Source organism: Mucilaginibacter sabulilitoris, assembly GCF_034262375.1.
GTDB classification, from domain to species: domain Bacteria; phylum Bacteroidota; class Bacteroidia; order Sphingobacteriales; family Sphingobacteriaceae; genus Mucilaginibacter; species Mucilaginibacter sabulilitoris.
The window spans coordinates 6818646-6839358 of the sequence record NZ_CP139558.1; the positions used below are offsets into that span (position 1 = coordinate 6818646).

Below are 20713 nucleotides of genomic sequence, written 5' to 3' on the forward strand. Positions count from 1 at the left end.
CATAAAATGCCAACCATCCCATGGATAATTATCGTTATTATTTTGAGTACAACTCGACGATTAGGTTTTCCTTAATGTTTTCAGGGATCTCATCGCGGTTAGGATAGTTCAGGAATTTACCTGTTAAGGCATTAGCATCCCATTCTAACCAGCTGTATTTGTTGATTCTTCTTCCGGCTACAGATGTAGTAATAGCTTCTAATGATTTAGATTTTTCACGTACTGAAATCACATCACCAGCTTTTAAAGCATAAGAAGCAATGTTTACAACAGCTCCGTTTACGTTAATGTGTTTGTGATTTACCAGCTGACGTGCTGCCGAACGTGTAGGAGCAATACCTAAACGATAAACAGCGTTATCTAAACGGGCCTCTAAAAATTTCAACAGGTTTTCGCCTGTGATACCTTCTTTGGCTGATGCACGGTGAAATAAGTTTTCGAACTGACGCTCTAATACACCATAAGTATATTTAACTTTTTGTTTCTCCTGCAACTGAGTTGAATACTCAGATTGTTTTCCACGACGTTTGGAAGCACCGTGCATTCCTGGTGGATAATTTTTACGTTCTAACGCTTTATCCGGACCGAAGATCGGCTCACGGAAACGGCGTGCAATTTTGGATTTTGGACCTGTATATCTTGCCATTTTTGTGTGTTCTTAAAGTATCAGGCAACCTGTAGCTGCTGAATCTTAGCTTTAAAAAATCTGTTAATTAAACTCTTCTTCTTTTTGACGGACGGCAACCATTGTGTGGAAGCGGTGTAATGTCTTTTATTGTAGTAACTTCAATACCTGCAGTTTGTAAAGTACGGATAGCTGACTCACGACCGGCACCCGGGCCTTTTACAAATACTTCAACTTTACGTAAGCCTAAATCATAAGCAACTTTACCACAATCGGCGGCAGCTTGTGAAGCAGCGTAAGGAGTATTCTTTTTTGAACCTTTAAAGCCCATTTTACCAGCTGAAGACCATGATACAGCCTGACCGGTTTTGTTGGTTAGGGTTATAATAATGTTGTTAAAAGTTGCATTGATGTGTGCTTCGCCAACTGGCTCAACGATAACAATACGCTTTTTGGTAACTTTTTTAGTTTTAGCCATTTTTTTAATTATTGAGTTAGTGGATTACTTAGTTAGTGAATAACTCGGACCCATTAACTGTTTTTATAATTTTCTGTTCCTAACAACTACCGGGCTATCACACAGGTGCAGCCCTTCAGTCGTTAATCAATTATTATTTAGTAGCTTTCTTTTTGTTAGCAACTGTTTTACGTTTTCCTTTACGGGTACGTGAATTGTTTTTAGTACGCTGACCACGTAATGGTAAACCTTTACGGTGACGTGTACCACGGTAACAACCTATATCCATTAAACGTTTGATGTTAAGTTGTACTTCTGAACGAAGTGAACCTTCCACCTTGATTTGATCGTTAATGATTGTACGGATTGAGGTTAACTGCTCATCAGTCCAGTCTTGAACTTTTGTGTTAAAATCAATACCAGCTTCAGTCAAAATTCTTTGAGCTGTTGAGCGGCCGATGCCGTAAATGTAGGTAAGTCCAATCTCACCTCTTTTGTTTTTCGGTAAATCTATACCTGAAATCCTTGCCATATTTATTGTTTGTTTTTTAGATGATAACCGAACGGCGGGCCACCGTTGTACGGATTATCACAATTTTTTAATTATCCCTGACGCTGTTTGTATTTAGGATTCTTTTTGTTAATAACATAAAGTTTCCCGTTACGGCGAATGATCTTGCAATCAGCGCTGCGTTTTTTAATGGATGCTCTAACTTTCATCTCTTTGTTTATTTATATCTATAAGTTATTCTACCCTTTGTTAAATCATACGGACTCATTTCCAGTTTCACTCTGTCGCCAGGTAAAATTTTGATGTAGTGCATACGCATTTTACCGGATATATGCGCAATAATCTCATGGCCGTTCTCCAGTTCAACTCTGAACATAGCATTTGATAATGCCTCCCTAATTGTACCGTCTTGCTCAATCGAAGATTGTTTAGCCATATTTTATTGATTATTACTTAATTATCCGCCCTAAAACCGGGATGCAAAATTAATAAAAATTTATTTAATTATTATTTTTTTCTTTCAAAACATTATCAACATATTCAAACGTCGATAAAATGTCTGGTTTACCCTTACCTACCGCTACGGTATGCTCATAATGAGCAGATGGTTTTTTATCAACTGTTGATACGGTCCATCCATCATCCCAGAACTTAACACCGGCACGGCCAGCGTTAATCATAGGTTCAATGGCTATCACCATGCCTTCTTCCAGTTTAATTCCTGCCCCGCGTTTGCCATAGTTAGGTACTTCGGGCTTTTCGTGAAGCTTAACACCTACACCATGCCCTACAAGTTCCTTTACTACACCAAAGCCATTTTTTTCTGCGTGTTCCTGTATAGCGTAACCTATATCGCCTATGCGCATGCCTACCACAGCCTTTTCAACACCTAAGTAAAGACACTCCTTGGTTACCCTCATCAGTTTCTTAACGATGTCACTTACTTCACCTATAGCGAAAGTATAGGCAGAGTCGCCTACAAAGCCGTTTAACGTAGCCCCACAATCAACTGATACCAGATCACCTTCAACAAGGGTATAGTTTCCGGGAAAACCATGTACCACCTGATCATTCAACGAAATGCAAAGGGAATAAGGGAAACCGCCATAGTTTAAAAAAGTAGGAATCCCGCCATTGTCGCGTATAAAGGTTTCAGCAAGTCTGTCGAGTTCTATAGTAGTAACACCAGGTCCAATCACTTTGGCTACCTCTGCATGTGTGCGGGATACCAGTAAGGCGCTTTCTCTGATGAGCTCTATTTCTTCGGCAGACTTGTAAAGAATTTTTGACATGCTTAAAATTAGATAGCCGTCGGAGTAGTGCCAGCAGCAGCAGGCATTGCTGTACGACCTTTAATTCGTCCGGTTTTCATTAAACCATCATAATGACGCATCAACAGGTGGCTTTCAATTTGTTGCAGGGTATCCAAAACAACACCAACCAGGATGATCAGTGACGTACCACCAAAGAATCTTGCGAAAATAGGTGAAACGCCAACCAAACTTACGATGGCCGGAATGATTGCTACAATAGCCAGGAATATTGATCCAGGTAAAGTTATTCTGGATATTACACCATCAATAAACTCAGCGGTTGAGCGGCCTGGTTTAATGCCTGGTATAAAACCACCGTTCTTTTTCATATCATCAGCCATTTGGTTAGGATTAACCGTAATAGCCGTATAGAAATAAGTAAACAGGATGATCAATATACCAAACAGCAGGTTATGCTCCCATGAGTTGTAGTTTGACAATGCAATCAAAATACCATTTGATGCCGCATTCGGAAAAAACTGTTGCACTGTTTGCGGTATGAACATTAAGGCCTGGGCAAATATGATTGGCATTACACCGGCAGCGTTTACCTTTAAAGGAATATACTGACGAACGCCGCCATATTGCTTGTTGCCTACTATACGTTTTGCATACTGCACAGCTACTTTACGAGTACCCTGTACAATAAGTATAGTAAACATTACCACACCAATAAGTGCCACAATTTCAACTATGAAGGTAACCAAACCACCTGTACCGGTAGTGCGTGACTGAAACTCAGTTAAGAATGCACCTGGTAACTGGGCAATAATACCCACCATAATTATTAACGATATACCGTTACCAATTCCTTTATCTGTAATTTTCTCGCCCAGCCACATTACAAATAATGTACCTGCGGTTAAAACTATAGTAGTTAATATGGTAAATACCGGATCACCAATTAAACGGGCATCAGGGCCAATTTGCGAACGCACATAACCTATGGCCTGTAACGCTGTAATACCTATGGTTAGGTAGCGGGTCCATTGGTTAATTTTGTTACGGCCACTTTCACCTTCTTTTTGAAGTTTGGTAAAATAAGGTACCGCGATACCCAGCAGTTGCACCACAATTGAAGCCGAAATGTAAGGCATTACGCCCAACGCAAAAATAGAGGCACGTGAAAACGAGCCCCCTGCAAACATATTCAGCAATCCTACTAATCCTTCTGCCTTTTGGTCTGATATTGATGTAGGGTTAACACCGGGCAAAACCACGAATGAACCTACGCGATATATTAAAAGAAATAAGAGTGTGTTAATAATACGCACTCTCAGATCTTCAATTTTCCAGATATTGGATAATGTGGTGAAAAATTTCTTCATTGAAACTTACAGCTTAACTATGGTACCACCAACTGCTTCGATAGCTTTTTGAGCTGTAGCAGTAAATGCATGTGCTTTAACTTCTAATTTGGCTTTCAGTTCGCCACGGCCCAGAATTTTAACCAGGTCGTTACGTGATACCAAACCGTGTTCTTTCAGGATATCAAAATCAACTGCCGCAAGCGAGAATTTTTCAACTAACTCTTGCAGTACATCCAAATTAACACCTGTATACTCTACACGGTTAGGGTTTTTGAAGCCTACCTTTGGCACACGGCGCTGTAAAGGCATCTGACCGCCTTCAAAGCCTACCTTGGTGCTGGTACCTGAACGTGAACCGGCGCCTTTGTGACCACGGGTTGACGTACCGCCACGGCCAGAACCTGTACCACGGCCAATTCTTTTTCTATTTTTAGTAGAACCTTCTGCAGGTTTTAAATTACTTAAATTCATGATATTAAATATTTTCTACCGCTACCAGGTGATTAACTTTTCTAACCATACCAACTATAGCAGGCGTAGCTTCAACTTCTACGCTGTGGTTAATTTTACGCAAGCCTAAGGCTTCGATTGTCTTTTTTTGGCGCTCACTTCTGTCGATCACGCTCTTAATCTGTGTAATTTTGATTTTGGTCATGACTGATTATCCGTTAAATACTTTACCTAAACTAACGCCACGCTGTTGTGCTACAGTATGCGCATCACGTAATTGTGATAATGCAGAAACCGTTGCCTTAACCACGTTGTGTGGATTTGATGAACCTTTTGATTTTGCCAATACATTGTGGATACCGGCAGACTCTAATACTGCACGCATCGCACCACCAGCAATAACACCGGTACCATTAGCAGCTGGTTTAATAAAAACAAAACCACCGCTAAACTTACCAATTTGCTCATGAGGTATAGTTCCGTTCAAGATAGGGACTTTTACCAGGTTCTTTTTAGCATCATCAATGCCTTTTGCAATTGCTTCGGTAACTTCTTTTGCTTTACCTAAGCCATAACCTACAACACCGTTCTCGTCACCTACTACCACAATGGCAGAGAAACTGAAGGTACGGCCGCCTTTGGTTACTTTGGCAACACGTTGTATGCTTACCAAGCGGTCTTTTAATTCGATCTCGCTTGTTTTTACTCTTTTTATGTTGATTGTTGACATTTCTCTTTTCGATTAAAAGTTTAAACCACCTTCACGTGCACCTTCGGCCAGTGATTTAACACGACCATGGTACAGATAACCGTTCCTGTCGAAAACCACATCTTTAATACCTGCAGCGATAGCTTTCTGAGCTACCAGTTTACCTACGGCTACTGACTGATCAGATTTTGTGCCATCGGCGGTAAAGTCTTTTGACAAAGATGAAGCCGATACGATAGTTTTACCGGTTAAATCGTCAATGATCTGCGCGTAAATTCCTTTGTTACTTCTGTAAACGGACAGGCGGGGACGCTCTGTTGACCCTGAAAGGCGTTTTCTGATGCCTTTTTTAATCCTGTCTCTTCTTGATAATTTAGCTCCCATGACGATTATTTTTTAGATGCTGATTTACCTGCTTTTCTTCTCAATACTTCGCCTACAAACTTGATACCTTTACCTTTGTAAGGTTCTGGTGCACGTAATGAACGTATTTTTGCAGCTACCTGACCGATAAGTTGTTTATCGATTGATTCCAGAATGATGGTTGGGTTTTTACCCTTATCAGCAGTGGTTGTAACTTTAATTTCTTTTGGCAATTCAAATACATAGTGGTGAGAGTAACCCAACACTAAATCTAAAGTATTACCTGTATTGGTAGCACGGTAACCTACACCAACTAATTCTTGCTGTACTTTGTAACCTTCAGTTACACCTACTACCATGTTATTTAAAAGCGCGCGGTATAAACCGTGTAACGCTTTATGACGTTTTTGTTCAGACGGGCGTTGAACTAACAACTGGCCATCTTCCTGTGCAATGGTGATATCGCTATCAACCGCTTGCTGCAACTCACCTTTAGGGCCTTTTACAGTAACAACATTTTCTGCTGATACGGTAATAGTTACTCCTGCTGGCAGTGCTATCGGTGCTTTTCCTACTCTTGACATTGCTTAATTTCTCCTATTAATAAACGTAGCATAAAACTTCGCCACCTACATTTTGCTGACGGGCCTCTTTATCGGTCATTACACCTTTTGAAGTCGACAGGATAGCGATACCTAAACCATTTAATACTCTTGGCATGTTTGATGTGCCTGCGTATTTCCTCAAACCTGGTTTACTGATGCGCTGAATGCTACGGATAGCAGAAATTTTAGTTATCGGGTGGTACTTTAAAGCAACTTTAATGCTGCCTTGCGGACCAACTTCCTCAAACTTGTAATTGGCAATGTAACCTTTGTCGAAAAGCACTTTCGTGATTTCCTTTTTCAGATTTGATGCAGGAATTTCAACAACCCTATGGTTGGCTTTAATAGCATTCCTTACTCTTGTAAGATAATCTGCGATTGGATCTGTATTCATTTTATTGTGTTATGATAGTGGTTTCCTTTCCGTAACATCCGGAACGACCTGCCATCGGTTAATTCTTTTTAAAAAGCAAAGCGCAAAAGTAAAAATTCAAAACGTAATAAATAGTGTTTCGAATTTTTACTTTTGAACATTGATATTTTTTACCAGCTTGCTTTCTTTACTCCTGGTATTTTGCCTGCTAATGCCATATCACGGAATGTAACACGTGAAATGCCAAACTGGCGCATATAACCACGAGGGCGGCCGGTTAATTTACAACGGTTATGTAATTTTACCGGAGATGAAGCTTTAGGCAATTTATCTAAGCCAACATAATCGCCGGCTTCTTTAAGGGCTGCTCTTTTCTCTGCGTATTTAGCAACCAATTTAGCGCGTTTAATTTCACGTGCTTTTACACCTTCTTTAGCCATTGCTATTTTGATTTTTAAATGGTAATCCAAATTGTTTCAACAATTCCAATGCTTCCACATCATTTGTTGCCGAGGTTACAAAGGTAATATCCATACCTTGAATTTTATTGATCTTGTCAATATTTATCTCAGGGAATATAATTTGCTCTGTTATACCTAAAGTATAGTTACCTCTTCCGTCAAAACCTTTATCGTTGATGCCTTTGAAGTCACGGATACGTGGCAGGGCAACTGCGATTAAACGATCTAAAAACTCATACATTGTATTATCACGTAAGGTAACACGTACGCCTACCGGCATGTTTTTACGCAATTTAAAGTTTGAGATATCTTTTTTAGATTTTGAAGATACCGCTTGCTGACCAGTGATGGTGGTTAACTCAAGGATAGTGTTTTCGATCAATTTCTTGTCGGTTGTAGCACCACCTACACCTTGGTTAATGGCAATTTTTTCAAGCTTAGGAACCTGCATTACGCTTTTGTACTGAAATTTGTCTTTCAGTGCGGTACGTATCTCGTCCTTATATTTTGATTTTAATCTTGGTACGTAAGTCATTACTTAATTTCCTCCCCTGATTTTTTTGCTACCCTTACTAATTTGCCGGCATCGTTTTTCTTACGGCCAACACGGGTTGTATTACCTGTTTTAGGATCAACCAGCATTAGGTTTGAAATATGTATAGCAGCTTCCTGTTTAACAATTCCGCCATTTGGATTAGCAGCGTTTGGTTTTGTATGTTTTGATACCATATTGGCACCTTCAACAATTGCGCGGCCTTTATCTACTATTACTTCAACAATTTTACCTTGTGTTCCTTTTGAATCACCGGCAATAACTTTTACCAAATCACCTTTACGGATCTTTAATTTGGTTGGTTGTGCGTGTTTTTTCTTTTCCATGTTACAATACCTCCGGTGCTAATGATACAATTTTCATAAATTGTTTCTCACGCAGTTCTCTTGCAACTGGGCCAAAGATACGTGTGCCTCTTGGCTCATCCTGGTTATTTAACAAAACTGCTGCGTTATCGTCGAAACGGATGTATGAACCATCTTTTCTACGGATCTCTTTTTTGGTGCGTACTACTACGGCTTTTGATACTGTACCTTTTTTAACGTTACCTGATGGTAAAGCGCTTTTTACGGTTACTACTATCTTATCGCCGATTGAGGCATACCTTTTTCCGGTACCGCCCAATACACGGATCACTAAAACTTCTTTAGCTCCGCTGTTATCGGCTACATTTAATCTTGATTCCTGTTGTACCATCTTATTTAGCCCTTTCTATAATTTGAACTAATCTCCAGTTTTTGCTTTTGCTCAACGGGCGTGTTTCCATAATCAATACAGTATCACCAATACCACAGGTATTTTCTTCGTCGTGAGCCATGAATTTGGTAGTTTTCTTTACGAATTTACCGTAGATAGGGTGTTTCACTTTACGCTCCACAGCCACTACGATAGATTTTTGCATTTTATTGCTAACTACCAAACCGGTACGTGTTTTTCTTAAATTTCTTTCCATTTTTCTGAACGCTTAAAAAATTAATTGTTTTCAGAAGCTGACGCAGCTTTGCGCTTTGTTAATTCAGTATTTAACCGAGCAATGTCCTTACGTACTTTTGTTATACGGGTTGGATTCTCAATAGCTGACACTGCATGGGCAAATTTAAGTTTGGTTAGGCTGTTTCTTTCCTCTCCTATTCTTGCAACCAATTCTTCAGTTGATAGCTCCAAAATTTCTGAGTTCTTCATTTTCTTTTGTTATTTGTTGTTGTTGGCAGTTTAAACGCTGTATTGTTTTTTTTGATGGGTGAGAGTTCGGCATCTAACTTCACAACATTAAAACTTTACAACTTTTCAACTAACTCTTCATTTATGCTTCTACGTAATCCCTACGTACTATAAATCTGGTTTGTACCGGAAGTTTTTGAGCTGCAAGGCGTAAGGCCTCTTTAGCAACGTCCAAAGGCACGCCTTCGGCTTCAAAAATGATCCTTCCGGGGCGTACTACCGCAACCCAGTATTCAGGAGCACCTTTACCTTTACCCATACGTACCTCTGCTGGTTTTTTGGTTACAGGCTTGTCAGGGAATATCCTGATCCATACCTGGCCTTCACGTTTCATAAAACGTGTTACAGCGATACGTGCAGCCTCGATCTGGCGGCTGGTAATCCAGGCCGCTTCGAGTGATTTTATACCGAAAGATCCGAATGAAAGTTCTGCACCACGGGTGGCTAAACCTTTCATCCTGCCTTTTTGCATCTTTCTGAACTTCGTTCTTTTTGGCTGTAGCATTTTCTTAAGCTTTTATATCGTTACGATATCTTTCTTCTACTTTAATTATTATCTCTTTCCCGGGCCACCTGGACGGTTACCACCGCCTGGGCGATTTCCACCCTGACCACCCGGACGGTTACCACCGCCACGAGGACCATTGTTGCCACCCGGACCACCACGACGGTCACCGCCTGGTTTCCTGTCGCCTCTGCGCTCGCCGCCACGTTCACCACCGCGTTGGTTGTCACGTCCGCCGAATGCCGGAGCACCGTCTGGACGACCACCTTTACCGCTGTTGCTGCTTGTGCCGCCAATGTTTGGAGACAAATCACGTTTTCCGTAAACTTCGCCTTTGCAGATCCATACTTTAACACCTATTTTACCATAAGTAGTTAATGCTTCTGCCAGTGCATAGTCAATATCGGCACGGAAAGTATGCAAAGGAATTCTTCCTTCTTTATATTGTTCGCTACGTGCCATCTCGGCACCGCCTAAACGGCCTGATGTCATTACTTTAATTCCTTCAGCACCCATTCTCATGGTTGAAGCAATTGTTGTTTTCATGGCACGGCGGAAAGAGATACGTGCTTCCAGTTGTTTCGCGATACCTTCTGCTACTAACTGAGCATCAAGTTCCGGACGCTTGATCTCGAATATGTTAATCTGAACTTCTTTTTTGGTAAGTTTCTTTAACTCTTCTTTGATCTTGTCAACTTCCTGGCCACCTTTACCTATCACAATACCCGGACGGGCAGTGTGGATAGTTACGGTAATGCGTTTTAAAGTACGTTCAATTACCACTTTTGATACACCACCTTTAGCAATACGAGCTGAAAGGTATTTGCGGATCTTTTCGTCTTCAACTAATTTGTCGGAGTAGTTGTTGCCACCGAACCAATTAGAATCCCAACCTCTGATGATTCCTAATCTGTTACCTATTGGATGTGCTTTCTGTCCCATTTCAAATTAATTGTTATCGTTTTTACTATCCACAATCAGTGTTACGTGGTTTGAACGTTTACGGATACGGTATCCTCTTCCTTGCGGAGCAGGACGTAACCTTTTTAGCTGACGACCGCCACCTACTGAAACTTCTTTCACAAATAAAGCGCTGTCTTCAACACGTTTACCTTCGTTTTTTGCTTCCCAGTTTTTGATGGCTGATAACAAAAGTTTCTCTACACGAATAGCAGCTTCCTTGTTAGTATATTTTAATATGTACAACGCTTTCTCAACGTTTTCACCACGGATCAGATCAACCACCAAACGCATTTTGCGTGGTGAAGTTGGACAGTCCTGTAATTTAGCAACTGAAGCTCCGCCAACCTGGGCTTTTGCAGCTTCTTTTTGTTGCCTGATCAATACAGACTTTTTAATTTTTGTTGTTGCTTCCATTGCCTGTTATTTTTTCTTTTCTGCGTGACCGCGGAATGTACGGGTTGGAGCAAATTCTCCCAACTTGTGACCAACCATGTTTTCTGTTACGTACACAGGGATAAACTTGTTACCGTTGTGTACTGCGAATGTGTGACCAACGAAATCAGGAGAGATCATGGAACGACGTGACCATGTTTTTACAACTGATTTTTTGCTTGATTCATTCAAGGTAAGAACTTTTCTTTCCAGGTTATGATCAATATAAGGTCCTTTTTTAATTGAACGTGCCATTATTTTTTCCTTCTTTCAATGATATAACGATCCGACCCTTTTTTCTTGTCACGGGTTTTGTAGCCTTTAGCTAACAAACCTTTACGTGAGCGTGGATGACCACCTGAGGCTCTACCCTCACCACCACCCATAGGGTGATCTACCGGGTTCATGGCAACACCACGAACACGCGGCCTGCGGCCTAACCAGCGTTTGCGACCTGCTTTACCTAATACCGCGTTTGCTTTTTCACCATTTGAAACGGTACCGATAGTTGCCAAACAAGTTGACAGTATCATACGTGTTTCGCCTGAAGGCAATTTGATGATAGCATATTTACCATCGCGTGCTGAAAGCTGAGCATAAGTACCAGCGCTGCGGGCAATAACACCACCCTGGCCTGGGTTTAACTCAATATTGTGAATGATAGAACCTAACGGGATGTTTTTCAAAGGCATGGTATTACCAACCTCTGGAGCAGCGCTCTCGCCAGATACAACTACCATACCAACTGTTAAGCCTTCCGGAGCTATCATATAACGTTTTTCACCATCAACAAAATGTAACAGTGCTATACGTGCAGAACGGTTAGGATCATACTCAATAGTTGCAACTTTTGCCGGGATATCAAACTTATTACGTTTAAAATCGATCAATCTGTATGACTGCTTATGACCACCACCTAAGTAGCGCATGGTCATTTTACCGCTGTTATTACGTCCGCCCGATCTTTTGTTGGCTGCTACAACCAACGATTTTTCAGGAACGTTTGTTGTAATATCTGAGTTAGATACATCAACTCTGAAACGGGTACCCGGAGTAACCGGTTTAAATCTCTTTACTGCCATCTCTTATATTATATATTGCTGTAAAAATCAATTGTTTCGCCGTCCTTTAACGTAATGATCGCTTTTTTGTAAGTAGCTGAGCGGCCTTGTACGGCGCCTGCCTTAGTGTTGCGAGTTTTAAGTTTGCCGACGTATTTCATAGTGTTTACCGCCGTAACGTTAACACCATACATTGCCTCAATGGCGCCTTTAATCTGAATTTTGTTTGCTCTGTGATCAACTTTGAAAGCATAACGGTTAAGTTTCTCGGTTAATTGAGTTACTTTTTCAGTAAGTAGGGGTTTCTTTAAAATTTCCATAATTACTTAAGCTAATGCTTCCTCCAAAGTTTTTACAGCGCCTGTAGTTAATAACAGTTTGCCAGCATTTAACACATCATAAGTGTTTAACTGCTCAACTGAAATAACCTTAGTTTTCTTCAGGTTTCTGCTTGATAAATACACATTGTTATTTTCGGCGCCCGCAATTACCAATAATGTTTTATCATTAGTAACATTCAGGTCGGCCTGCATTTTAATGTAGTTTTTAGTTTTGATGGTATCAAAATTAAAATCTTCCAATACTAAAATGTTGTTATCTTTTGCTTTGTATGATAAAGCTGATTTACGGGCAAGTGATTTAAGTTTCTTGTTTAATTTGAAACTGTAATCGCGTGGTTGCGGGCCAAAAACACGGCCACCACCGTTAAACAACGGAGACTTTACGCTACCGGCACGGGCACCACCTGTACCTTTTTGTTTATATAATTTGCGGGTTGAACCTGCAATTTCATTACGCTGTTTTGCTTTGTGTGTACCCTGACGCTGGTTAGCTAAAAACTGCTTAACATCAAGATAGATAGCGTGATCATTTGGCTCAATACCGAAAACCGACTCAGGAAGCTGCACCTTGGCACCTGTTTCTTTACCTGATACGTTTAATACGTTAACTTCCATCTTATTTATCCACTATTACGAATGAACCCTTAGCTCCGGGGATGGAACCTTTAACAACTAACAGATTCTGCTCGGCGTAAACTTTCACAACTTGTAAGTTTTGAATTTTTACACGACCATTTCCGGTTTGACCCGCCATACGCATACCTTTAAATACACGAGATGGCCATGATGACGCACCTAAGGAACCTGGCGCACGTAAACGATTGTGCTGACCGTGAGTTTGCATACCCACACCACCAAAACCGTGACGTTTTACCACACCCTGAAATCCTTTACCTTTTGAGGTACCAACCACATCCACATAATCGCCAACTTCAAAGATCTCCACAGTGATGCTATCACCTAAGTTTTTTTGATCTTCGAAAGTTTTGAATTCAACCAGTTTACGCTTTGGAGCAGTACCGGCTTTTTGGAAGTGACCTTTTAAAGGACCTGAGGTGTTTTTTTCCTTTTTGTCGCCATATGCCAGCTGTACAGCAGCATACCCGTCTGTATCTACAGACTTAACTTGTGTTACCACGCAAGGGCCAGCTTCGATTACTGTGCAGGGAATATTCTTCCCTGTTTCGTCGAAAATGCTGGTCATTCCTACTTTTTTACCAATAATTCCTGACATTTCTTTAATTTGTTTGTGCCCATCGAAGCAGTAGGGCTTCGTTCAAGGCATATTATTCCCCCCGAAAGGGACGGCAAAGATAGAAATTTTGTATTAACTCTCAAATAGTTAGTGAATTATTTTTTAATATTTTTCCACAGCAGTTTTTAACAGCGCGTTTACCGGTATTTAGCTGGGGGCTAAGCGCTTTAATTATTTATTAAAAAATATTGCAATAAGCCGTCAATAACAATACACTCGTATGGCGCAGGTTCTAAAATATTGCCGGCTTTTTTTTCCGCCTCAGGCTAAATATTTTTTTAAATTTATCTCATGAAACCTTATTACATTCTGTTTATTGCCCTGCTTATTTCGGGATTAAGTTTTGCCCGTCCTGTTTTTAATACCGATACCGCAAAAAAGGCCCGGTTCGAAAATACTTATACAAGCATCGAATCTGTGCCCGAATACCCGGGAGGTATAACGGCCTTTGTTAACTATATCAGCCAAAACGTAAAATATCCGGATATTGCCCGTTTAATTGGCATCAACGGCAAGGTTGTTGTATCGTTTATAATAGATACAACCGGCAAGGTAACGGAAGTTATCCCACAAAACTGCATTGGCGCAGGTTGTGAAGCAGAAGCCGTAAATGTGTTGCAGAACTCAACACGCTGGAAACCTGGTGTACAAAACAGCCGCCCGGTGCGTGTACAATATTCTATTCCCATTAGTTTCACTATAGAAAAAGGCGCTGTACAGATCAGCCAGCTAAAAGCTTCAAACTATGGGTTTATTTTTGAAATAACAGGTAAGCGTTATACCATAGATGAAGCTGAGCAGTTATTGGGTAAGTCATTTCCATCTGACCAGGTGGAAATTGCGGAACCTTATTACGACAGTGACCATGAAATGAAATTTCAGATGCCAGAAAAAAATGGTGTGTACTTATTGAAAATGAAATTTTAATAATGTAATTCCTAATTCAAACATATAATTTATTATACCTATAGCTGCTTTCATAATGAGAATGTTCCTTGCCGTTCTGCTCCTTACCATATTTACCAATTCCAAGCTTCAGGCACAGGCCCCCACAGTAGTTAACAACTTTATCAAAACCGTATATATAAATGGCCACGATAGCCTGCCTTATCGCCTTTTATATCCGGCTAACTATAATCCTCATAAGAAATACCCGCTTATACTTTTCCTGCATGGTGCAGGCGAACGCGGATCCGACAATGAAAAACAACTGGCAGTCATGCCTAAGGTTCTAACAGATTCATTGGGGCGTAAAAAATATGCGTGTTTCATTTTGGCCCCTCAATGCACAAGGAATGATGTTTGGGTTAAATTTCCCAATTTTCCTAAAATTCTTCAGGCTACCGATGCCCCTACCCCAAGCGCCCGTAAAACTTTTGAATTATTAGATTCATTAATGTCGCAATTACCGCTCGACAAAAGGCGGATTTATATTACCGGGTATTCGATGGGTGGCGAGGGCACGTTTGACTTTTTAATCCGTCGGCCCGGCTTATTTGCAGCTGCGGCCCCTGTATGTTCGGTATCTGATACATCAAAAGCCAAACTGATAAGCAAAATACCAATATGGGCTTTCCACGGCGATCAGGATGATGTTAATGATGTAAAATATTCGCGAATGATGATCACCTGCCTTAAAAAGCATGGTAGTTCAGCTAAATATACGGAGTACCCGGGAGTTAAACATAACAGTTGGAGAAACGCCTATACCGAGCCGGAACTGTTTAAATGGATGTTTGCACAAAAATTGCACGATTAGTTATTACAGTAATCTGGCTTGAGTTATTAAGTTACCGATGCCCCCGCCTATTTTTTGATAACAATAGTGATGTCCTTTGAATAATCTACCGGGACATTCTTATTCACCTTCACCCGGCTCAAAGAAAGCGAGACACCGCAATCGGTAGTTGTACTTGTAATAGTACTGATCAACGTATCGGTTTTCAGACCTTTAATTTTCACGAAACAAGTATCGGCCGTTTTGCCTTGCGGAATGGTATACACAAAATGATCAACACTACCTGAGTTTAGGTGATCTGGGGGAGAAAGGATATTTATTTTATTTAGTTTATCCCTGAACTCAACACTGATATCACTTAACGAATACTGCGGGCTGGCAGAAAAGAAAAGGTCATTCCCATTATTTTTATCAACCACCTGAAATTTAAAGGCCGGTTGTATCAATGCCACAGGTAAACAGCCTGATTTTTCCTTATTTTTTGAGCAGGACACGCAGGTTAATAAAAGGAGCAGCCCCACAAGGTATTGGTTTAAGTTTTTCATATGCTAATTATAAATCAGTGTGATAAAATCAGGGCCAAATCTTATTACCGTTACGCGTACAACCAATCAAATGCTACATCAACTTGTTTAAATTATAAGCTATTTCTTGTCGGAGATATAGATAAATAAAAATTGGACAGATTGTACCATTGATTTTCTTATATTGTAATTTCACAATGCCCTGATATATGAAGATTATAACCCAGACATTATTAACAGACCTTCAAAAGGAAAGCGTCTGCAAGTTATGGAATGAAGAATATCCCCGAAACCTACAATACAAAACTATATCAGAATTTGACGGGTATTTAAATGAACTTTCAGAGAAGAAGCATTACCTGTTAATTACCGAGCAAGAAATTATGGCAGCATGGGCCGTTACATTTAAACGTGATAATGAAAAATGGTTTGCGATAATAATAAATAGCACGCTTCATGGAAGGGGGTATGGAACTGCAATTCTGAACGAAATTAAAAAAGAAGAGCAACATTTAGCCGGATGGGTAATAGATCACGAAAAAGATTTAAAGGTAAATGGAGATAAATATCACTCGCCATTAACTTTCTATACAAAAAACAACTTCAATATCCTTCCGGATAGCCGTATTGAATCCGAAAAAATTTCAGCGGTAAAAATTTCTTGGGAGAAAGAATAAATAATTTACATCTGCATATTGGTGAACAGATTGCATTTTTTACCCGGCAATTACTCCATCATCAGCCTTCTGATCAGCTCGGCGCTTTGTTTTTTACCTTCTTCCAGTCGGCCATTAAAAAAGGCCTGCACTTCGTTAAAATGTTTTTTGTAGCCTTCCATATCGCCATAACCTATAATTGATGACCACTCCCGCACGGCCGAATGAAACTCCAGATCGTCGCCCCGTATGGTTTTATCATACAACGCGGTTTCTAATGATTCTTCCAACAGGTCCTCGTTCTTGAACAGGTATTCAGCAATTCCCAAACGCAGGCGGAAGGGCGGCGTTTGACATATAAGGTTATCATAAGGGTTTACGCCCAGATGGTACCAGGCATCTACCATGCTCAAGATGCTTAAATGCGAATTTGGCTTTTGTTGCTCGGGCTTTTGCGACAACGAAAATTCTTTCATTACGCTATCGTTAAGCATTATAGACTTACGGCTTTCATGAAATACAAAATCGCGGGCACGGTACAAGCGCTCCCTGAACGCTTTGGCTTCTTCCTTAATCATCAGCTTAAATAGTTCCGATTCCGATTCGGCATAGCGTTTAACCTGTTGCTTAGCATAAGGGTTTAATATGGCCAGGCCCGCGTAAACGTGCGCCTTGTAACCAAAAATGCGCAGGGTGGTTAATATTTTCACATTATCTATGCCACCTATATAAGATGCATTTTCCCACGGGAAAAACCCGGCCGATTTCCATGCGGTACCCATACTTTCAAAACCAACATGGGTTACGGCCTGTGTATCAGCTACAATTTTATCATGCTCGTGATAGTCGGCAATTTCCACAATATTGCTCCCTATGGCCGTAAACAGGTCAAACATACGCTGGTAGGCATCGGCATTTGTACGATGTGGTATCAGGATAAGGGTTTGCCCTTCGGGTTCAAAACCAGGCCCATGCATGCCATGAAAGGTAATGATCTGCGCATCGGCAGGCAGGTATTTTTCAAAGGTAGTTATCTCCGGGTGTTTTACCGAGGTTTGGCCGGCCACAATAGCGCCGTACTTTGTTAATGGTCCACATTCGGCTACCACCTGCTCCATTTTATCAGCTTCTACTGAGTAAATGATCAGGTCGTTAATGCGCGCCACCTCCTTTCCGCTATCCATTATAGTTATTTTATATGGGGCCAGCTCCTCTTCCAGCCGACCGCGGTTCGCCGGTAAATCGCACCCACAAACCGTATAGCCCGCTTTTGCGAAAGCCTTGGCGTACAAACGCCCCATATCGCCCAAACCAATAATACCTATATTCATGCCGCTAATATAACCATGAGTATCAAAATTACGTATGAAACCTTTACATTAGCCCCTGTAAACCCCGGGATATTATAATAAAAACTAATAAAATCCTGTTTTGTTAATATATAGATACCTAATTTTACATTTGATGAACAAGCGCTTTTTATTCAGTATTTGTGTTTTAATGATCGTTTTTTTGAGCAACGCTACCCTGGCATTTGCACAGGACAGTGCTGAAAAAGCCGGCAGCAAACCTACTACTATAAAACCTGCAGCACCTGCTAATCCATCTTATTATACACAACCCAAAGCTACCAAAGCAGATTCGGCATTAGTTAAGGATAAATCACTTAACGGCCAGTATAAATACCTGCTTAGTAAGTTATACCACTACCAGGAGCCCCTGGCTTCGGCCTTATGGAAAAATATGCGCGACACGTTAAATACCGAACGCCGCAAACTTAAAGAAGCCCAGGCGCAGCTTTCCACACAAACCAAAGATATAAGCAGTCTCAAAGCTGATGTGAGCACCAAGGATCAGACGATTTCCGAATCAAATGCCAAGCGCGACCAGATAAGCCTTTTAGGGATCCCACTTACCAAAGCTTCCTATAATTTGCTTATGTGGGGATTGGTTATCGCGTTTGGAGCAATTGCCGCTATAGTTATAGCACGCTCTGGCGCACACAGCCGCGAGGCCAAATACCGCATTAAGCTTTACGAAGAGCTTGATGAAGAGTACAAAACCTACAAATCAAAGGCCAACGAAAAAGAAAAGAAACTGGCACGCGAACTGCAAACCGAACGCAACAAGCTCGACGAGCTTTTAGGCCGGGGCTAATCTTCACACTAAACTTTCATCTGTTATCATCCCGAATTTCTGGTGCAAAGCTGTATTATCAACCCTGCTTTAAAGGTTTTGATATACTTGATGTGCAATATTTTGCCGGTGATCAACTGTCTGCATTATCAGAAACCGTATAATAAAAAGCCAGATAGAATTGCTTTATCAAAGGATAACATCAGGTGATATGAGCGTTTGGGGTGATTAATTACTGCAGGCTTTTTCCTGTGACCGGAAGACTTGGTAGTGAACGCTGCCCTGGCGGCAGGGCCATAAATTTCTTATACGAGTCGTTAATGTACACCGTTAGCGACTCGCCATTGTTATTTTTCAGGAATGCGTAGGTTGGCCTATAAAGGGTCATAAAGTTTTCAAGTTCCTGGCCGCGCAGCGGTACCAGGCTTTGTACATAGGTAACAGTAAATACCTCATCAACATGCCTTTCTTCTTCCTCGTGTTTAAAGTATTTTTTTAGGCGGCGAGCATCACGGGCATCTTTGCTGAACCATGACGATGGTGATAAGGGATACACCTTGCTCCTGGTGTAAACCTCCGGATATTCTTTGTGCGCATCAAACGATTGCCTTGTTGAGGTGATATCAACCTGGCGCAGGGCTATGGTTTTGGTAACCATTTGTATCCTTGCCGGGGCCAGGGTTGTTACATATAAAGTATCAGATACATAACCTGGTGATTCAAATATCAATGTATGCCCGGTTTCGGTATTTATAGCAAAATTACCATCATCATCACTAATGGTGATTTGCTTTTTGTTGTTACCGTCCCTTATGAAAACGTTTGGCAACCGGACATTTTTGCCCGACTCATAAACGGTACCTTTTAACACATTTTGGGCATTCGCGGTAAACGCTGTAAACAGGGCGAAAATTAATATAAGATATTTAGGTTTCATGGGCAGATCAATTAAGCTGTAAATTAAACCTATTTTTTGCAATAATGGTTTTGAATTTAACACTTTTAAGCGCAGTTTCTGCAATTAATGACAAAAAAGTGAGGCAATTTGAGCGTTAATTGATCCAACTAACATATGAGCAAAAAAAAACGCCCCATGATTATCATGAGGCGATGTGTAAATAATATAGATATACTGTCCCGGTACCGGTTTGATAAATTAATACCTATTTACTTTAAAGTCAGATACAGCGCCACTCATGTGGATGTATATTTTATTTTTTGCCGCTTCAAAACCCGGGGTTTCGTAAAGGCTATCGTCTTTCTTATCAAAACCTTCAAACGCGCTCGATGACAGGCCCGAGTTTGTACGGATGCTGCAGGCCGCATCTTTCGGAACACTCAGTTTTACCTCTGATACACCGGTTGAAACTTCAACATTGGTGCTTGGCTGGGGATTGCCCAGCTTTACCTCAAACGATGCGGCACCTCCCTTTAAAGTTAAGTTTTTAATTTTAAATTTACTAAGGTCAAAATCAAGTTTTGTTGCTCCTGTCTCCACATTGATATCCCAAACGGGGTTAGGGTTTAGTTTGATATTGGCCAGGTTTGATTTATTATCGTCCGAATCAAAATGCCAACCCTTATTGTTTTTCATTTTAAGGTTTAATACATAAACCGAATCTTCTTTTGTGGAGTTAAACTCGTACTTGCCATAAAACTCTTTGGTTTCGGCTTTAAAAAGCTGGCTGGTGGTATCATTTAAGGTATAGGTGGTGCCACCGCCGCTAACATTAAGGCGCGCCAATTTGGCATCGGGCGTATACTCTTTATTAAAAATGCTGCTCCCTTCTATTTTAACCACGCCATGATCGGTATTGGTGCTGTCGCTGTCGTCATCATTATTATCGTTGTCCTTATCATCATTATAATGGAAGGTATAAGCGCCGGGCCAAAAACTATACTTTTCAAAATGCCCGAATAATAACAAACCGAAACCCAGAACCACCACTCCCAGTTTTAAAATAGTAGCCCATGCCGATCTGTTATTGGCAAAAACTAAATTAACGCCACCCATAATCAAAAATATGGGCCACAGGTGGATGACATTCATCCAGTGAAAGTCGATATAATCAAAGTTATTTAGCAGGAATATGGCTCCTATGCATACAAGGATGGCACCCGGAACTAATTTATCGTTTCTCATCTCAATAT

At 40.8% G+C, this 20713-nt stretch carries 35 protein-coding genes; 4 read left to right on the forward strand and 31 right to left on the reverse strand.

Annotation, left to right across the window (positions count from 1 at the left end; all coding sequences use genetic code 11):
• Positions 1-37 precede the first annotated feature (37 nt).
• The 27 genes from rpsD to rplC all read right to left on the reverse strand — a co-directional run bounded on the left by rpsD (position 38) and on the right by rplC (position 13487).
• Positions 38-646, reverse strand: coding sequence for a 30S ribosomal protein S4 (gene rpsD, locus SNE25_RS28735; protein WP_076377381.1), 609 nt, complete (start codon positions 644-646; stop codon positions 38-40).
• Positions 647-713: 67 nt separating this feature from the next.
• On the reverse strand, positions 714-1103 hold the full coding sequence (rpsK, locus tag SNE25_RS28740; RefSeq protein ID WP_321562457.1) for a 30S ribosomal protein S11: 390 nt from the start codon (positions 1101-1103) through the stop codon (positions 714-716).
• A gap of 133 nt (positions 1104-1236) precedes the next feature.
• Positions 1237-1614: a 30S ribosomal protein S13 gene (gene rpsM / locus SNE25_RS28745; protein WP_321562458.1), complete on the reverse strand. Its 378-nt coding sequence runs from the start codon at positions 1612-1614 to the stop codon at positions 1237-1239.
• Positions 1615-1685: 71 nt separating this feature from the next.
• Positions 1686-1802 carry a 50S ribosomal protein L36 gene (rpmJ, locus tag SNE25_RS28750; RefSeq protein WP_074487407.1) on the reverse strand — a complete coding sequence of 39 codons (117 nt, stop codon included), beginning with the start codon at positions 1800-1802 and terminating at the stop codon, positions 1686-1688.
• 8 nt (positions 1803-1810) lie between these two features.
• Positions 1811-2029 carry a translation initiation factor IF-1 gene (infA, locus tag SNE25_RS28755; protein ID WP_022833270.1) on the reverse strand — a complete coding sequence of 73 codons (219 nt, stop codon included), beginning with the start codon at positions 2027-2029 and terminating at the stop codon, positions 1811-1813.
• A gap of 64 nt (positions 2030-2093) precedes the next feature.
• Positions 2094-2885: a type I methionyl aminopeptidase gene (gene map, locus SNE25_RS28760; protein ID WP_321562459.1), complete on the reverse strand. Its 792-nt coding sequence runs from the start codon at positions 2883-2885 to the stop codon at positions 2094-2096.
• 8 nt (positions 2886-2893) lie between these two features.
• Positions 2894-4234, reverse strand: a complete 1341-nt coding sequence (gene secY, locus SNE25_RS28765) for a preprotein translocase subunit SecY (RefSeq protein WP_321562460.1) — start codon at positions 4232-4234, stop codon at positions 2894-2896.
• Positions 4235-4240: 6 nt separating this feature from the next.
• Positions 4241-4687 (reverse strand): 50S ribosomal protein L15, encoded by a 447-nt coding sequence (gene rplO / locus SNE25_RS28770; RefSeq protein WP_321562461.1) that lies wholly within the window; start codon positions 4685-4687, stop codon positions 4241-4243.
• Positions 4688-4691: 4 nt separating this feature from the next.
• A complete protein-coding gene (gene rpmD / locus SNE25_RS28775; RefSeq protein WP_321562462.1) occupies positions 4692-4871 on the reverse strand; it encodes a 50S ribosomal protein L30 in 180 nt (59 codons plus the stop codon).
• Positions 4872-4877: 6 nt separating this feature from the next.
• Positions 4878-5396, reverse strand: a complete 519-nt coding sequence (rpsE, locus tag SNE25_RS28780; protein ID WP_407666967.1) for a 30S ribosomal protein S5 — start codon at positions 5394-5396, stop codon at positions 4878-4880.
• 12 nt (positions 5397-5408) lie between these two features.
• Positions 5409-5759 carry a 50S ribosomal protein L18 gene (rplR, locus tag SNE25_RS28785; protein ID WP_090643423.1) on the reverse strand — a complete coding sequence of 117 codons (351 nt, stop codon included), beginning with the start codon at positions 5757-5759 and terminating at the stop codon, positions 5409-5411.
• A 5-nt stretch (positions 5760-5764) separates the two neighbouring features.
• Positions 5765-6322 carry a 50S ribosomal protein L6 gene (gene rplF, locus SNE25_RS28790; protein ID WP_321562463.1) on the reverse strand — a complete coding sequence of 186 codons (558 nt, stop codon included), beginning with the start codon at positions 6320-6322 and terminating at the stop codon, positions 5765-5767.
• Between the two features lie 16 nt (positions 6323-6338).
• Positions 6339-6737, reverse strand: coding sequence for a 30S ribosomal protein S8 (gene rpsH / locus SNE25_RS28795; protein ID WP_166095868.1), 399 nt, complete (start codon positions 6735-6737; stop codon positions 6339-6341).
• Positions 6738-6886: 149 nt separating this feature from the next.
• Entirely contained in the window at positions 6887-7156 is a 270-nt protein-coding gene (gene rpsN, locus SNE25_RS28800) for a 30S ribosomal protein S14 (protein WP_321562464.1), read from the reverse strand.
• Complete coding sequence (rplE, locus tag SNE25_RS28805; protein WP_321562465.1) at positions 7149-7712, reverse strand: 50S ribosomal protein L5; 564 nt, start codon at positions 7710-7712, stop codon at positions 7149-7151. The genes rpsN and rplE overlap by 8 nt, the downstream gene beginning before the upstream one ends.
• The gene (gene rplX / locus SNE25_RS28810; protein ID WP_321562466.1) at positions 7712-8056 is read right to left on the reverse strand and encodes a 50S ribosomal protein L24; all 345 of its coding nucleotides are present in this window, start codon (positions 8054-8056) and stop codon (positions 7712-7714) included. The genes rplE and rplX overlap by 1 nt, the downstream gene beginning before the upstream one ends.
• Position 8057: 1 nt before the next feature.
• Positions 8058-8426, reverse strand: coding sequence for a 50S ribosomal protein L14 (gene rplN / locus SNE25_RS28815; protein WP_073405786.1), 369 nt, complete (start codon positions 8424-8426; stop codon positions 8058-8060).
• A 1-nt stretch (position 8427) separates the two neighbouring features.
• Positions 8428-8682 (reverse strand): 30S ribosomal protein S17, encoded by a 255-nt coding sequence (gene rpsQ / locus SNE25_RS28820; protein WP_310090841.1) that lies wholly within the window; start codon positions 8680-8682, stop codon positions 8428-8430.
• A 20-nt stretch (positions 8683-8702) separates the two neighbouring features.
• Positions 8703-8912 (reverse strand): 50S ribosomal protein L29, encoded by a 210-nt coding sequence (gene rpmC, locus SNE25_RS28825; RefSeq protein ID WP_321562467.1) that lies wholly within the window; start codon positions 8910-8912, stop codon positions 8703-8705.
• Between the two features lie 121 nt (positions 8913-9033).
• On the reverse strand, positions 9034-9456 hold the full coding sequence (rplP, locus tag SNE25_RS28830) for a 50S ribosomal protein L16 (RefSeq protein ID WP_076377413.1): 423 nt from the start codon (positions 9454-9456) through the stop codon (positions 9034-9036).
• 48 nt (positions 9457-9504) lie between these two features.
• Entirely contained in the window at positions 9505-10398 is an 894-nt protein-coding gene (rpsC, locus tag SNE25_RS28835; protein WP_321562468.1) for a 30S ribosomal protein S3, read from the reverse strand.
• A gap of 6 nt (positions 10399-10404) precedes the next feature.
• The gene (gene rplV, locus SNE25_RS28840) at positions 10405-10833 is read right to left on the reverse strand and encodes a 50S ribosomal protein L22 (RefSeq protein ID WP_172337928.1); all 429 of its coding nucleotides are present in this window, start codon (positions 10831-10833) and stop codon (positions 10405-10407) included.
• 6 nt (positions 10834-10839) lie between these two features.
• Positions 10840-11106 carry a 30S ribosomal protein S19 gene (gene rpsS / locus SNE25_RS28845; protein WP_076377419.1) on the reverse strand — a complete coding sequence of 89 codons (267 nt, stop codon included), beginning with the start codon at positions 11104-11106 and terminating at the stop codon, positions 10840-10842.
• A complete protein-coding gene (rplB, locus tag SNE25_RS28850; RefSeq protein WP_321562469.1) occupies positions 11106-11933 on the reverse strand; it encodes a 50S ribosomal protein L2 in 828 nt (275 codons plus the stop codon). The genes rpsS and rplB overlap by 1 nt, the downstream gene beginning before the upstream one ends.
• An 8-nt stretch (positions 11934-11941) precedes the next feature.
• Positions 11942-12232: a 50S ribosomal protein L23 gene (gene rplW / locus SNE25_RS28855; RefSeq protein ID WP_166095882.1), complete on the reverse strand. Its 291-nt coding sequence runs from the start codon at positions 12230-12232 to the stop codon at positions 11942-11944.
• A gap of 6 nt (positions 12233-12238) precedes the next feature.
• Entirely contained in the window at positions 12239-12868 is a 630-nt protein-coding gene (rplD, locus tag SNE25_RS28860) for a 50S ribosomal protein L4 (protein ID WP_321562470.1), read from the reverse strand.
• Between the two features lies 1 nt (position 12869).
• Positions 12870-13487: a 50S ribosomal protein L3 gene (gene rplC / locus SNE25_RS28865; protein ID WP_321562471.1), complete on the reverse strand. Its 618-nt coding sequence runs from the start codon at positions 13485-13487 to the stop codon at positions 12870-12872.
• Between the two features lie 312 nt (positions 13488-13799).
• Between rplC and SNE25_RS28870 the strand changes: the two genes are divergently transcribed.
• Positions 13800-14435, forward strand: coding sequence for an energy transducer TonB (locus SNE25_RS28870; protein WP_321562472.1), 636 nt, complete (start codon positions 13800-13802; stop codon positions 14433-14435).
• A gap of 55 nt (positions 14436-14490) precedes the next feature.
• Positions 14491-15267 (forward strand): carboxylesterase family protein, encoded by a 777-nt coding sequence (locus SNE25_RS28875; RefSeq protein ID WP_321562473.1) that lies wholly within the window; start codon positions 14491-14493, stop codon positions 15265-15267.
• 47 nt (positions 15268-15314) lie between these two features.
• Here the strand turns inward: SNE25_RS28875 and SNE25_RS28880 are convergent, their stop codons facing one another.
• On the reverse strand, positions 15315-15791 hold the full coding sequence (locus tag SNE25_RS28880; RefSeq protein ID WP_321562474.1) for a hypothetical protein: 477 nt from the start codon (positions 15789-15791) through the stop codon (positions 15315-15317).
• A gap of 188 nt (positions 15792-15979) precedes the next feature.
• Between SNE25_RS28880 and SNE25_RS28885 the strand changes: the two genes are divergently transcribed.
• Positions 15980-16447 (forward strand): N-acetyltransferase, encoded by a 468-nt coding sequence (locus tag SNE25_RS28885; RefSeq protein WP_321562475.1) that lies wholly within the window; start codon positions 15980-15982, stop codon positions 16445-16447.
• A gap of 50 nt (positions 16448-16497) precedes the next feature.
• Here SNE25_RS28885 and SNE25_RS28890 read toward each other — a convergent pair whose 3' ends face one another.
• Positions 16498-17757, reverse strand: coding sequence for a prephenate dehydrogenase (locus tag SNE25_RS28890; protein ID WP_321562476.1), 1260 nt, complete (start codon positions 17755-17757; stop codon positions 16498-16500).
• Between the two features lie 133 nt (positions 17758-17890).
• On the opposite strand from SNE25_RS28890, the gene SNE25_RS28895 reads away from it, so the two are divergent.
• Positions 17891-18583, forward strand: coding sequence for a hypothetical protein (locus SNE25_RS28895; protein ID WP_321562477.1), 693 nt, complete (start codon positions 17891-17893; stop codon positions 18581-18583).
• Positions 18584-18794: 211 nt separating this feature from the next.
• Here the strand turns inward: SNE25_RS28895 and SNE25_RS28900 are convergent, their stop codons facing one another.
• Positions 18795-19499, reverse strand: a complete 705-nt coding sequence (locus tag SNE25_RS28900) for a peptidase associated/transthyretin-like domain-containing protein (protein ID WP_321562478.1) — start codon at positions 19497-19499, stop codon at positions 18795-18797.
• 219 nt (positions 19500-19718) lie between these two features.
• Positions 19719-20705, reverse strand: a complete 987-nt coding sequence (locus SNE25_RS28905) for a LiaI-LiaF-like domain-containing protein (protein WP_321562479.1) — start codon at positions 20703-20705, stop codon at positions 19719-19721.
• Between the last annotated feature and the right edge of the window lie 8 nt (positions 20706-20713).